At 69.8% G+C, this 13,857-nt stretch carries 5 protein-coding genes and 4 pseudogenes; 5 read left to right on the forward strand and 4 right to left on the reverse strand.

What is annotated here, in order from left to right:
- Positions 1-18: 18 nt before the first annotated feature.
- Together fsxC and fxsT are read left to right on the forward strand one after the other, a co-directional pair.
- Positions 19-1,350, forward strand: coding sequence for an FxsC protein (gene fsxC, locus AB0389_RS30340; RefSeq protein WP_366398712.1), 1,332 nt, complete (start codon positions 19-21; stop codon positions 1,348-1,350).
- The gene (gene fxsT / locus AB0389_RS30345; protein ID WP_366398713.1) at positions 1,334-5,431 is read left to right on the forward strand and encodes an FxSxx-COOH system tetratricopeptide repeat protein; all 4,098 of its coding nucleotides are present in this window, start codon (positions 1,334-1,336) and stop codon (positions 5,429-5,431) included. The genes fsxC and fxsT overlap by 17 nt, the downstream gene beginning before the upstream one ends.
- Before the next feature lie 133 nt (positions 5,432-5,564).
- On the opposite strand, the gene AB0389_RS30350 is transcribed toward fxsT, so the two are convergent.
- Positions 5,565-6,431, reverse strand: coding sequence for an alpha/beta hydrolase (locus tag AB0389_RS30350; RefSeq protein ID WP_366398714.1), 867 nt, complete (start codon positions 6,429-6,431; stop codon positions 5,565-5,567).
- A gap of 392 nt (positions 6,432-6,823) precedes the next feature.
- Here AB0389_RS30350 and AB0389_RS30355 point away from each other — a divergent pair.
- Together AB0389_RS30355 and AB0389_RS30360 are read left to right on the forward strand one after the other, a co-directional pair.
- Positions 6,824-7,903 (forward strand): annotated as a pseudogene (locus tag AB0389_RS30355) (S1 family peptidase); the annotation flags it as partial.
- 500 nt (positions 7,904-8,403) lie between these two features.
- Positions 8,404-10,107, forward strand: a pseudogene (locus AB0389_RS30360) (PHP domain-containing protein); the annotation flags it as partial.
- A 201-nt stretch (positions 10,108-10,308) separates the two neighbouring features.
- Here AB0389_RS30360 and AB0389_RS30365 read toward each other — a convergent pair.
- Both AB0389_RS30365 and AB0389_RS30370 read right to left on the reverse strand, forming a co-directional pair.
- Positions 10,309-11,076 (reverse strand): annotated as a pseudogene (locus AB0389_RS30365) (transposase family protein).
- 239 nt (positions 11,077-11,315) lie between these two features.
- A complete protein-coding gene (locus AB0389_RS30370; RefSeq protein WP_366398715.1) occupies positions 11,316-11,507 on the reverse strand; it encodes a hypothetical protein in 192 nt (63 codons plus the stop codon).
- Positions 11,508-11,765: 258 nt separating this feature from the next.
- On the opposite strand from AB0389_RS30370, the gene AB0389_RS30375 reads away from it, so the two are divergent.
- Positions 11,766-13,118 (forward strand): WD40 repeat domain-containing protein, encoded by a 1,353-nt coding sequence (locus AB0389_RS30375; protein ID WP_366398716.1) that lies wholly within the window; start codon positions 11,766-11,768, stop codon positions 13,116-13,118.
- 177 nt (positions 13,119-13,295) lie between these two features.
- Here the strand turns inward: AB0389_RS30375 and AB0389_RS30380 are convergent.
- Positions 13,296-13,857 (reverse strand): annotated as a pseudogene (locus tag AB0389_RS30380) (hypothetical protein); the annotation flags it as partial.

Raw genomic sequence — 13,857 nt, forward strand, 5'->3', positions numbered from 1 at the left:
TCACAGGACGGGGGTCGTGTGCACGCGTCATCGCAGCGGAGAGCGGCTGACCATCGGCCGTATTTCTTCCTGAGCTATGCGCACACACCGCGGAACGGACCCGGCGGACCCGATCCGGACATGTGGGTGGAGAAGCTCTTCCGGGATCTGTGCGGCCATGTGATGGCCATGACGGATCTCCCGGCCGGGGCCCGGGCCGGCTTCATCGACCGGGACATGCGCTCCGGCGAGGGCTGGTCGGAACGGCTCGCCGAAGTCCTCGCCACCTGCCGGGTGTTCGTACCGCTCTTCTCGCCGCGCTACTTCGCCAGCGAGATGTGCGGCAAGGAGTGGTTCGCCTTCGCCCAGCGCGTCATCTACGAACAGGCCAAGAACAACACCACGGCGGACGCGATCGTGCCGGCCCTCTGGGTGCCGGTGCCGCCCCAGCAACTGCCGGGACCGGCCGAGCGGTTGCAGTTCAACCACCGGGACTTCGGCGACCGCTACGTCACCGACGGGCTCTACGGCCTGGTCAAACTCCGCATCTTCGAGCGGGAGTACGAGCGGGCCGTCTACGAACTCGCCAAACGCATCGTCAGCGTCGCCGACACCGCCGCGATAGCCCCCGGGCGCCCCGTCGACTACCGCAACGCGCCCAGCGCCTTCGGTACGAACGGCGGACCGCGCCCCATGCAGGTCACCGTGGCCGCGCCCACCCGCCACGACCTGCCCGAGGGCCGTACCCCGCACTACTACGGCTCCATGGCGCAGGACTGGAACCCGTACCACCCCGACTCCGCCCGGCCGCTGGCCTACGTCGCCAGGGACCTGGTGCGCTCGCTCAACTACCAGGCGGACATCGTCTCGTTCGACGAGGTGTCCGTACCGCACGAGGGCAAGCAGGAGCCCGGCAGACCGGAGATCCTGCTGGTCGACCGGTGGGCCCTGCACGACGAGGAACAGCGCAAGCGCCTGGCCGCGTTCGACGCCGAGCACCGGCCCTGGGTGAGCGTCGTCGTGCCGTGGAACCGTACGGACCAGCAGAGCCGGGAGGCCGAGGCCGAACTCAGCGAGCGGCTGGAGCGGACCATGCCGAGGAAGACGGGACAGGGCCGCACCGCCTCACGGGCCGCGGCCCGGGGCGTCCCCAGCATGGAAGCGTTCGGCCAGCTCCTGCCGCAGGTCGTCGAGGCCGCTGCCCAGCAGTATCTGAGACACGCTACGGTCTACCCGCCGGCCGGCGGCAGCCATATGGAACGCCCCCGCCTGAGAGGCCCCATGGCCGCCGAGTACGCCACGACGCACTATGTTCCCCAGACGCACGACCTGGCGCCCGATGCGGAGGACACGGATGACAGCACGTCGTGACGGACGCATCGTCACCTTCTACTCGTACAAGGGGGGTACGGGCCGCACGATGGCCCTGGCCAACACGGCCTGGATCCTCGCCGCCAACGGGCAGCGGGTGCTGGCCGTCGACTGGGACCTGGAGGCCCCCGGGCTGCACCGGTTCTTCCACCCCTTCCTCGACCCCGCCACCCTCGCTGCCACCACCGGTGTCATCGACCTGATCACCGAGTACGCGTGGGCCGCGACCAGCCCCGCGGACCGCTCCGACGACTGGCACCGCGACTACGCGCGCATCCAGCCGCACGCAGTCTCCCTCACCCCGGTCCATCTGGGCTGGGACTTCCCCGAGGGCGGCACCCTCGACTTCGTCTCCGCGGGCAGGCAGAACCGCGAGTACTCCGCGACCGTCTCCACCTTCGACTGGGACAACTTCTACGACCGGCTCGGCGGCGGGCACTTCTTCGACGCGCTGCGCGACGACATGAAGGCCCACTACGACTACGTCCTCATCGACAGCAGGACCGGGCTCAGCGACATCGCCGACATCTGCACGGTCCATCTGCCCGATGTCCTCGTCGACTGCTTCACCCTCAGCGACCAGTCCATCGACGGCGCCGCCGCGGTGGCCCGCCAGATCGACGAACGTTACGGCGGCCGGGGCATCAGGATCTTCCCCGTACCGATGCGGATCGACGAGGGCGAGAAGGAGAAGGCCGACGCCGGCCGCGCGCTGGCCCGGGTGAAGTTCGACCGCTTCCCCAGCGGGCTCGCCGGGGAGAGCCTCACCGCCTACTGGGGCGCGGTGGAGATCCCGTACCGCCCCTACTACGCGTACGAGGAGACCCTCGCGACCTTCGGTGACGCGCCGGGGCTGAGTAACTCCCTGCTCTCCGCGTTCGAACGGCTCACCGGCTATGTCACCGAGGGCGCCATCACCGCGATGCCCGCGGTCGGTGAGGAGTCCCGGCTGCGGATCAAGGACGCCTTCACCCGCCGCCGCCCCACCCTGCCCGCCGACCTCCAGCTCAGCTATGTCGCCGAGAACCGGATGTGGGCCGACTGGATCGAATCGGTGCTCACCCGGGCCGGGTTCCGGGTCGTGCCGCGCGACGTCGCCGCCGAACCGGCGGGCGCGGCAGGAGGGTACGGGGGCGCCGGCGGGCCGGGCGCACTCGGCGGCTCCGGCGGACTCGGCGGCTCCGGCGGCGGGTACGGCTCCGGTGGATACGGGGGCTCCGGCGGGTACGGGGGCTCGGGCGGATACGGCGGTTCCGGCGACACGATCGGCGGCTCCGGCCTCTCCCTGCACCGCGGCGATCCCCCCGTCCGTACCGTCGTCCTGCTCTCCGCCGCCTACCTCAAGTCCGCGCGGGCCGTGGAGGTGTGGTCGCGCGCCGCGTCCGAGGACCCGGGCGGCGCCCGGCGCCAGGTGGTCCCCGTCCGGGTCGGCGACGTCCGGCTCACCGCCCCCTACATCGACCTCAACCCGGTCGACCTCTTCCGGCTGGACGAGCCGCACGCCACCGCCCTGCTGCTGCGCGCCCTGGACCGGCACGTACAGCTCGCCGACTCCGTCGCGCCGGGCCCGCGCTTCCCCGGCACCGTGCCCAAGATCTGGAACGCGCCCGCCCGCAACCCCGGCTTCACCGGCCGCTCCCTGGTGCTGGAGCGGATGCGCGACCAGCTCGGCGGCGGCATGACCGTCGTCCTCCCGCAGCCGCAGACGCTCTACGGGCTCGGCGGGATCGGCAAGACACAGGTGGCGCTGGAGTACGTCCACCGCTTCATGGCCGACTACGACCTGGTCTGGTGGATCTCCTCCGAGCAGGTCGCCGATGTGGTCGCCGGCCTCGCCGAGCTGGCCGTACGGCTCGGCGCGCAGGGCGGCGACGACATCGCGTCGGCCTCGCAGGAGGCCCTCGACCTGCTGCGGCGCGGAGTGCCGTCGCCGCGCTGGCTGCTGGTCTTCGACAACGCCGACGACCCCGAGCAGCTCCAGCGGTTCTTCCCGCCGGGCGGCCCCGGCCATGTCCTGGTCACCTCCCGCAACCAGAGCTGGTCGCAGTACGGCGACGCCCTGCCCGTCGACGTCTTCCTGCGCGAGGAGTCCGTCGAACACCTCCAGCGGCGCGCCCCCGGCCTCTCCGCCGTGGACGCCGACAAGGTCGCCACCGCCGTCGGGGATCTGCCGCTCGCCGTCGAACAGGCCGCGGCCTGGATCGCGGAGACCGCCACCCCCGTCTCCGAGTATCTGGACCAGCTCGCCCAGCAGGCCCCCAGCGTGCTCGCGCTCAACCAGCCCGCCGGCTACCCGGAACCGGTCGCCGCGACCTGGAACATCTCCATCGAGCGGCTCAAGGAGCGCTCGCCCGCCGCCGTACGGCTGCTCCAGCTCTGCGCGTTCTTCGCCCCTGAGCCGATCTCCGCGAACCTCCTCTACAGCAAGGAGATGATCGAGGAGCTCAAGCCCTACGACGTCTCCCTCCAGGAGACCCTGGTGCTCGGCCGGGTCATCCGGGAGATCGGCCGGTTCGCGCTGGCCAAGGTGGACCAGGTCGGCAACAGCATCCAGGTGCACCGGCTGGTGCAGACGATCATCCGGGCGCAGCTCACCGAGCAGGAGCAGCACGACGCCCGGCACGCCGTGCACCGTATCCTCGCGGGCGCCAGGCCCGACGGCGACGAACCGATCGACAACCCCGCCACCTGGGAGCGGTTCTCCACGATCTGGCCGCATCTGACCGTCTCCGAGGCCGGCTTCTGCCGCCGGCCCGAGACCCGCCGGCTGATGATCGACCGGGTGCGCTACCTGTGGAAGCGCGGCGACTGGCCGGCCGCCTTCGCGCTCGCCGGAGAGCTGCGCGAGCAGTGGCGCGAGACGCTCGGCAACAACGACCCGCAGTATCTGTATCTGCGCTTCCACCTCTCCAACATCTACCGCTCCCTGGGCCGTTACGTGGAGGCACGGGAGCTGGACGAGGAGACCCTGGACCGGCAGCGCACGGTGCTCGGCCCCACCCACCCGCACACGTACATGACCACCAGCGGACTGGCCACCGACTTCATGACGCTCGGTGAGTACACCAAGGCGATGGAGCTCTCCACCGAGGCGCACGAGGGGTTCAGCGGGATCTTCCACGAGTCCCACCCGCGGACCCTGGCCGCCGCGAACAACCGCGCGCTGGCCCTGCGGATGGTCGGCCGGCACACCGAGGCGCGCGAGATGGACCAGGACGTCTTCGACCGCAGGACCGCCGTCCTCGGCCCGAACCATCCGCACACCCTCGCCTCGGCCGTCAACCTGGCGCGCGATCTGCGGGACATCGGCCGCTACGAGGACTCGGTCAACCTGCTCAGCCGGACGTACGGCCTCTACAAGGAACACCTCGGACCTCTCTTCCCCGGCACCCTCGCGGCGGCCAAGAGCCTGGCAGTCTCCCTGCGCCGGGCCGACCGGCTGGAGGACGCGCGCCGGCTGACCACCGCGACCTGCAAGCGCTACCGGACCACATACGGATCGGAGGCCACTCCCGACTCACTTTCCTGCGATCTGAATCTGGCGGCCGACCATTTCGCCGCCGGCGAGCCGGTCGCGGCACGGGATCTGGCGCAGGAGGTCGTCGACCAGTACCGGCGGGTACCGGGGGACCGCCACCCGTACACCCTCGCCGCGATCAACAACCTCGGCATCTACCACTGGGGCTGCGGCGCGCCCGAGCTGGCGGAGCAGCTGCTCAGGCCCACGCTGCGGACGATGCGGGAGGTGCTGGGGGACGAGCATCCGCACACGCTCTTCTGCACGGTCGCCCTGGCCAGCGCCCAGGCGGACCTGGGCGAGCTGGACGAGGCGCTGGTCACCGAGCGGGGCGCGGTCGCGGGGCTGCGGGTGGCGCTGGGCGCGCACCACCCCGAGACGCTCGCCATCGCCTCCAACATGTGCGTCACGCTGGGGGCGCTGGGGCGCAAGGGCGACGCGGCGCAGCTGCGGGTGGACACCGTCGAGGAGCTGGTGCGGCTGCTGGGCGAGGACCACACGCTGACCCGGTTCGCGCGGGACGACCGGAGGGTCTACCGGGATCTGGAGCCGCTGGCGGTGTGACGGTGCGCAGTCCCCGGGCAGGGTGCCGTCCCCGGGCAGGGTGCCGTCCCTGTGCGGTGTGCCGCCCCTGTGCAGGGTGCCGCCGTACGGTGTGCCGCCTCCGCGCGGGGGCGGCACACCGTACGGGCCGGTCTCAGTCGGCCAGCAGCCAGGTCAGGACGCGGGGCAGCGCGTGCAGCGCGGCGAAGTGCGCGGCGGCCGGTTCCAGTACGGCCGTCGCGCCCGGGATGCGCTCCGCGAGCCAGCGCGAGTGCCCGACCGGCGAGAAGACGTCCTTCTCGCCGTGCCACAGCAGCACCGGACCCCGGATGTCGGCCGGGTCGAACCCCCAGGGACTGGCGAAGGCGACGGCGTCGTCGATCCAGCCGTACGCCGAACCGCGCAGCGCCTCCTGGTAGTTGCGCAGCAGCATCGTCCTGACCCCGGCGTCGGAGACCACCATGCGATCGGAGTCGGTCAACTCCAGGCGCAGATCGTCCAGAAGCTGCCCCGGGTTCTCCCGGATCGCGGCGGCGCGCGGGATCAGCCGGGCCGCCACGCCCGCCGGATCCTGGTGCGCGGTGGTGTACTCCCGGACGTTGGAGGCGGCCATGCCCTCGAACCAGTCGAGCCCCGCCGCGTCCCACGGCGCGAGCGCGACCAGCGCGGCCGTCCTGGTCACCCGCTCGGGCAGCAGCGCCGCGCAGGCCAGGGCGCCAGGAGCGCCGCCCGAGCGGCCCGCGACGGCGAACCGTTCGAGCCCGAGGGCATCGGCGATCGCCGTCACGTCCTGGGCCACATCGGCGACGCTGCGCCCTTCGAGCCGGTCGGAACCGCCGTATCCGGGCCGGTCGTAGGCGATCAGCTGCATCCCCCGCTGGTAGAGCACCATGCCGCGCGGGGCAGGCCCGAGCCTGCTGCCCGGCGTGCCGTGCAGCAGGAAGACAGGTCTGCCGCGCGGATCCCCCAGACGCTCGACCATCAGATGCCGCCCGTCCGCCGCGCGCACCCGACGTCGCAACCTGTGCCCCTTTCGCCGTACTTCTTACCTGACGGGCCCAAAGCACCGGTGTGCGGGCCCGGTTTCACAATGATTGTCCCGGCTCGGGGCCCGATCCGTAAGGTCACATCGCTGAACGTGAACAAAAAAGGTGCTTCTTACGTGGCTCTAATTCAGGACAGGTCTAGTCCTCTCAGGGGGAGGATTCGGCCCGTGAACCGATCTTGCCGAGGCCGGGAAAACCCGGTGTGACCAGGGAAGTTGACGATATTCCCGCGGTAACACCTCTCGGCGCGCGATCGTCCTGAAGTCGACCTTGTGTTCGGTCGGAAGGGCTCGCAATAGTGGGCGGCCTCACCTTCCGTGCCAGGCACCCCACATGCCACCGGCACGGGCCCCACAGGAGGTTGACCTTGAGTCATCGGCGTATATCCAAGAAGCGTGTGACCATGGCGGGCGGTGCCGTGGTGGCGCTGGCGATCGCGGGTGTCACGCTCCAGAACGCGAACGCCAGTGAGGAAAAGCCTCAGTCCGAGCTGAAGACGCTGACGGCGACGGGGGCCGGCACACTCGCGGCCACGCTCAACGGGAACCTGGGCGAGAGCGCGGCCGGCTGGTACTACGAGGCGGCTTCGAAGTCGCTCGTGATGAACGTCGTCGACGAGCGGTCGGCCGCGACGGTCCGTCAGGCGGGCGGCAAGGCCAGAATCGTCGAGAACACCACCGCCGAGCTGAAGGCGGCCCGGCAGACCCTCACCGACCGGGCGACCATCCCGGGGACGTCCTGGACGGTCGACCCGATCACCAACAAGGTGCTCGTCACGGCCGACCGTACGGTCACGGGTGACGCGTGGGCGAAGCTCAGCACGGTGGTGAACACGCTCGCCGGCAAGGCCGAACTCAAGAAGACGGCGGGGGAGTTCAAGACCTTCGTCTCCGGTGGTGACGCGATCCTGGGCGGCGGCGCACGCTGCTCGCTCGGCTTCAATGTCGTCAAGGACGGCACACCGCACTTCCTGACCGCCGGGCACTGCACGGAGGACATCCAGGCGTGGGCCGACGCCGACGGCACCCAGATCGGCACGACCGTCGCCTCCGCCTTCCCGGTCAGCGACTTCGGCCTGGTCAAGTACGACGACGAGGCCACCCAGCCGCCGAGTGAGGTCAACCTCTTCAACGGCAACGTCCAGCCGATCTCGCAGGCGGCCGAGGCGGTCCTGGGGCAGCAGGTCGTGCGCAGCGGCTCCACCACCCAGGTCTCCGACGGCCAGGTCACCGGGCTCAATGCCACGGTGAACTACGGCAACGGCGACATCGTCAACGGACTCATCCAGACCTCGGTCTGCGCCGAGCCCGGCGACAGCGGCGGCTCGCTCTTCGCGGACGACCTCGCGCTCGGGCTGACCTCGGGCGGCAGCGGTGACTGCACCGTGGGCGGCGAGACGTTCTTCCAGCCGGTGACGACGGCGCTGGCCGCGGTCGGCGCGGAGCTGGTGGGCGACGCGGGCGCCGGTGACGGCGGCGCGGGCGCGGCCGATGCGGGTGCCGGTGACGCGGGTGCCGGTGCTGGTGACGCGGGTGCCGGTGACGCCGGCGCTGGTGACGCCGGTGACGCGGGCGCGGCCAACGCGGGTGCCGGCGCCGGTGACGGCGTGGGCGCGGGTGACGCGGTCGGTGACGCCGTGGGCGATGCGGCCGGGGACGCGGTCGGGAACGAGAACGGCGACGCGGTCGGCGACGAGAATGCGAACGAGAACGCGAACGGTAACCGCAACGCGAACGGGAACGGCCACAGCTCTTCCCGCCAGGGCAGCAACCAGTAGCAGCACGTACGACCCGCACCGAGCCCGGGCCCGCCTGTTCCCAGGCGGGCCCGGGCTCGGTGCGGTGGGTTTGGTCACGGTAAGTAATCGTACGCACGTTCGAAAAGTGGTCTATGGTGTGGGAACAAGGGGGGTGAGAACGGACTGATCCAGGAATCCAGGAGGTACGGATGCCGGGCTTCACGCATCTGCGTACCGTCTCCGGATTCTCGGCGCGGTACGGGGCCACCCACCCGGAGCGGCTGGCGGAGCGCGCCGAGGCGCGGGGCATGGACGCCCTCGCCCTCACCGACCGTGACACCCTCGCGGGCGCCGTCCGCTTCGCCAAGGCGTGCGCGGGACACGGGGTACGGCCGCTCTTCGGGGTGGATCTCGCGGTGGAAGGAGCGGTACGGGCGGAGGAAGCGCGCGCGGGGTCGGCTGGTACCTCCTCCGCCCGCACCACCGCACGCCGGCGCACCCCCGTGCGCGGCGGCGCCTTCGTCGACGAGTCCGCGCCCCGCGCGCTCTTTCTCGCCCGGGCCGGTGCGACGGGCTGGGCGGAGCTGTGCCGACTTGTCTCCACCGCATACGCGGCCGGCGAGGGCGGCCCGCTGCTGCCCTGGTCCGACAACCACGGCACGGGACTGACCGTCCTCCTCGGCCCGGACTCCGAGACCGGCCGCGCCCTCGCGGCGGGCCGCCCCGACCGGGCCGCCCGGCTGCTGGCGCCCTGGCGGGAGCGGTACGGCGACGCCCTGCGGCTGGAGGTCACACACCACGGACGTACCGGTACGGGCACCGGCCCCGGCTCGCTGCGGCATGCCGCCCGTACCCTCGGCTTCGCCACCGAGCAGGGCGTACGCGCGGTGCTCAGCAACGCCGTGCGCTACGCCGACCCCGGGCAGGGCCCGGTCGCCGACGTCCTCGACGCGGCCCGGCTGCTGGTCCCGGTCGATCCGCGCCGGGGTCTGGACAGCGGTGAGCGCTGGCTCAAGGACCCCGCCGCGATGGCCCGTACCGCCGAGCTGGTCGCCGAGGCGGCCGGTTTCCGCCGGGACACCGCGTACCGGCTGCTCGCGCTGACCGAGGAGACCGCTGCCGGCTGTCTGGTCGACCCGGAGGACGATCTCGGGCTCGGCTCCGCCCACTTCCCCGAGCCCCGGCTGGTCGGCGCGGACCGCCGTACCGCCTCCCGGGTGCTGCGCTCGCGCGCCGCCGCCGGCATGGTGCTGCGCGGCTACGACCGGCGCCGCGACCACCGGGAGTACTGGGCGCGGATGGACGCCGAGCTGCGCACGATCGACCGGATGCACTTCGCCTCCTACTTCCTCACGGTCGCCCAAGTCGTCGACGACGTAAGGGACATGGGCATCCGGGTGGCCGCGCGCGGCTCGGGCGCCGGCTCACTGGTCAACCATCTGCTGGGGATCGCGCACGCCGACCCGGTCGCGCACGGGCTGCTGATGGAACGGTTCCTCTCCACCCGGCGCCCCGGGCTGCCCGACATCGACATCGACGTCGAGTCCGCGCGCCGGCTGGAGGTCTACCGCGCGATCCTCGACCGCTTCGGCCCGGAGCGGGTCGCGGCCGTCGCCATGCCCGAGACCTACCGGGTGCGGCATGCCGTACGGGACGTGGGCGCGGCCCTCTCCATGGACCCGGCCGAGATCGACCGGATCGCCAAGGCGTTCCCGCACATCCGCGCCCGTGACGCCCGTACCGCCCTGGCCGAACTGCCCGAACTGCGCGCGCTGGCGGCGGAATCCGGCCGGGGCGGCCGGCGGTACGACCGGCTGTGGGAGCTGGTCGAGGCGCTGGATGCGCTGCCGCGCGGGGTCGCCATGCACCCGTGCGGGGTGCTCCTCTCGGACGCCTCGCTGCTGCGCCGTACCCCGTGTAGGGTGCGCGGTTTAGTACGCAGTCTCAACCTTCTAACCAGTACTGTTCGTAGTTCTGCGCATTGCGTTATGGCAGCGAGTCCGCGGATTGTGCGCAATCACGATGAATGTTGATCACCGAGTGTGATCGTTGTCTAGGGAGCCTCTACCCGGTTGACTGGGGCGATTCCGGGTAAGAGTCAGCGTTTTCCATCCTCAGTCTGCGCTGGCCAGATGGAGGGTGCGGACGGTTTGAACGAGGCTCGTGATGCGGGTCGTCGAGCACCGGAGTTTACGGAGGAGTCGTCAGGACTTGAGCGTGGCGACGGCCTGTTCGACCAGTGCCCGGACCTTCGCGTGGGACCGGTTGACGGCCTGTTGACCTTCGGGAAGGCTGTCCCATCGGCCGCGGTAGGGGAGGCGGACCGTGCCGCCTGCGCCCTGGTAGCCCTTGTCCGCCCAGCAGTTGATGCCGGCCTGGGCGAGAGCGTCGATAATGCCGTTCTCGCGTGCGGCCCGGACGTCATGGACGGCACCGGCCAGAGCTGGTGAAGTCCGGAGGAGGCGGCCCTTCGGGTCAGCGATGACCTGCACGTTCATGCCGTGTTTCTTGTGTTTGCCCGAGTAAAAGGGCCGGTCGGCGGCGATCCTGTCAATCGGCAGAAGCGTCCCGCCCAGGATCAGGTACGCCTTCGTCGACGCGGCCCGTACTGCTTCGGCTAGCGTGGGGGCGAGGGCGGCCAGGAGCTCGACGGCCTCGGTGATGTACCGGTTGACGGTGGTGGTGCCGATCCTGAAACCGGCCTCGAGCTGTGCATAGGGCTGGCCGTTGCGGAGGTGGACGAGGGTAAGCGGTGCCTGTCGGCCTGCGCTCAGGCGCCGCCATCGGGTGCCGAGAGCGCGACGCCGTTCCCTCAGGTGGGTGGTGGCAAGGAAGCGGAGGGCAGAGCCGGACACGTCGACGCCGGACAGGTAGACAAGCATGCGAAGCCCCTGGTGGAGACGGTTCTCTTGGTCGAAAACCCATCTACCAGGGGTTTCATTCGTCTGCCAGGCCAACTACCCATCCGGTGCACGAGGTTGCAGAAGGCGCAGTCCCTGTTCGATCTCGCCCTGACGCGGCACGGCGGATGGGCGGTAGCCCGGGATATTCGTGCCTTTGGGTTGTCACTCAGGCTATGGGAAACGCGGCCTGGCTTCACCACCATCCGGGTGCAGGGTGATCATCGGATGAGGGTGCACAGAACGGGGACGGTGGCGCCGGCGCTGGTGAGTCCAGCAGCAACCGCACCGGCCACGGGGGCGCCAGCGAGGCCGGCGAGAGTGCCCATGACGACGCCGATGACGAAGACGATGAGTAGGACGACGGCGGTGCGCAGGGGCAGGAACGGCTGAGTGTTCTGAGGTGAGGTCATGCCTCAACTGTCAGCTGTTCAGGGCCCTGCTTGCGCTGATCGAACAACCTCGGAGAATCCCGATCAGCAGGCCATCGACGCTGTACAGCAGGCATATACGGCGGAACGGTCTCCCGTATCCGTTACCGTTTAGGAACGTTCCGCGAAGTTCAGTGCTGTGCGTCCGATGCGGCCTAACCTGGCATGTGACAGCGCGACTTGGGGGCGGCGATGGCGCGGCGGCACGAGGCACAGAACAGCACACGCACCTACGAGGAAATGCTGCAGGAACAGGCTGCAGAGCTGAACTCGATGAGGGTGCAGGCGGGCAGACCGTCCTATCGGACAATCGAGAAACGCGCCGCAGCACTGTTCGCCGACGAGAAGGTGTCCCTGCCGCCTTCTACTCTGAGTGGTCTGTTCTCTGGCGACTACGCGGGGCGTGACAGACTGCTGTGGCTCGTACGCACTCTCATGTCTTGGGACCGGCACGGCCAGGAATGCGAGCCACCGGCCAATGGTGCACCCGAACTCGACGAGTGGTACGACCGTTGGACGGTTACCACCAGGGCCAGACCACCACGCCAGCGTGCACATGGCGATGACGACGGGACGGTCCGGCTGAGGCAGCGGCTTGAGCCGCAGCGCGTTGAGCGAGCCAAGACTCTTGCTCAACGGGCCCTGGCACGCGTTCTTGAAGAGGACTTGTCGCTGGCATTACCTGCGCTCTCGGCGGGAGATTCCGTCTTCGCAGTCGCGTTCTCACCCGACGGCGAACTCCTCGCCACCGGCGGCTCGCGAGGGAAGGTCCAGCTTTGGAACGCGGTCACCCGTCTGCCCGTCGGCGGCCCCCTCGCCGGTCATCAAGGCAGGATCTACAGTGTGGCGTTCTCGCACGACGGCTCTCTCATCGCGACCGGCGGTACCGACAAGATGGTCCGACTATGGGACACGGCTACCCGCCAGTTGGCTAGCGAGCCCCTGGGCCATCCGGACGAGGTGAAGGGCTTAGCGTTCTCGCACGATGGCACCCTGCTCGCCACCAGCAGCGACGATGGGATAGTACGGCTGTGGGACACGGTCACCCGCCAGCCCGTCGGCCGTCCCCTCGCAGGTCATCAAGGTGCGGTCCTCATCGTGGCGTTCTCGCCTGACGACACCCTCATCGCCACCGGCAGTGCCGATGGTACGGCCCGGCTGTGGGACACGACCACCCGCCGGCCCGTCGGTGAGCCCCTTACTGGCCACCAAGGCGGGGTCTGGGCAGTGGCGTTCTCAGCCGACGGCATCCTGCTGGCTACTGGCACCGCACAGGTAGAAGCGTGCGGGACTGTACGACTGTGGAACCTGGCTACCCACCAGCTCGTCGGCGAGCCTTTCGGCTCTGAAGACCAAGTCTGGGCAGTGGCCTTCTCACCGGACAACACACTGCTTGCCACCACCAGCGCCACGGGCACGGTTCAGCTGTGGGATACGGTCACCCGACGGCCGGTCGCCAGCCCTCTTACTGGCCACCACGGCGACGTCAACAGTGTTGTGTTCGCGCCAGACGGCAGCCTATTGGTCACCGGAAGTCAGGACGGGACGGTGCGGCTATGGACAACACCCGCAGCCCGAGGAACGGCCTTGTGAACGCGCTTGTACGCCGCACACTTGAGTGCACGAGCTGACTGGCCCTGCCCCAAGCCGTTCTCACCCTCAGTCTGGGCAGCTCAGATTGAGGATGGAGAAGGCCCAGTGTGTCTCGCGCTCCGGTTTGTTCGGTGGACTGCCGAGGAGGGAGGGCGCTGCCAGCGAGCAACTGGCGTATCAGGCCGTTGTGTCAAGCAAGTTGATGAGTCGGCTGGCTTCGCCGAGAAGTGCTTTGCCGCGATCGGTTGGAGTGACGGGCTTGCGGTTATAGAGAGCGAACCCGACAGTTCTTTCGACTTGAGCAAGTTGGTAGCGAATCGAGTTGGCGGGGATGTTGTTGGTTCGCGCTGCTGCGGCGAGGTGCAAATGAGGCGGGTTACGCGTGAGTTGGATGAGGTTTCGTAGCCAGGCGATGTGGTGGCTGTGGACGGCGAGGCTCTGTATGTCGGGCGAAAGCTCGACACCCAGACGGCCCAGGGGGCTGGGGGCGGCCAGGAACGAGGGTCGGGCGGGGATCTGGTGGCGTTTGAGGAGTTGTGAGACGTAGGCGCTGTGGCAGTTGAGTTCATTGGCGATGTCCACGGTCGTACGGCCGTGCTGGCGGTAGGCGCGTTCGAGCCAGGCGCGGTCGACGGGGGTGCCGTCCGGATGGTGTCCCGCCGAGTGGTGTAGCCGATCAAGGCGTAGTTGTGCGCGGGCGGATGCTCGGGGCGTGCAACCGATAGCGGTGCCTGCTCCC

Origin of the sequence: Streptomyces sp. NPDC093109, assembly GCF_040701725.1 — a bacterium.
GTDB lineage: Bacteria > Actinomycetota > Actinomycetes > Streptomycetales > Streptomycetaceae > Streptomyces.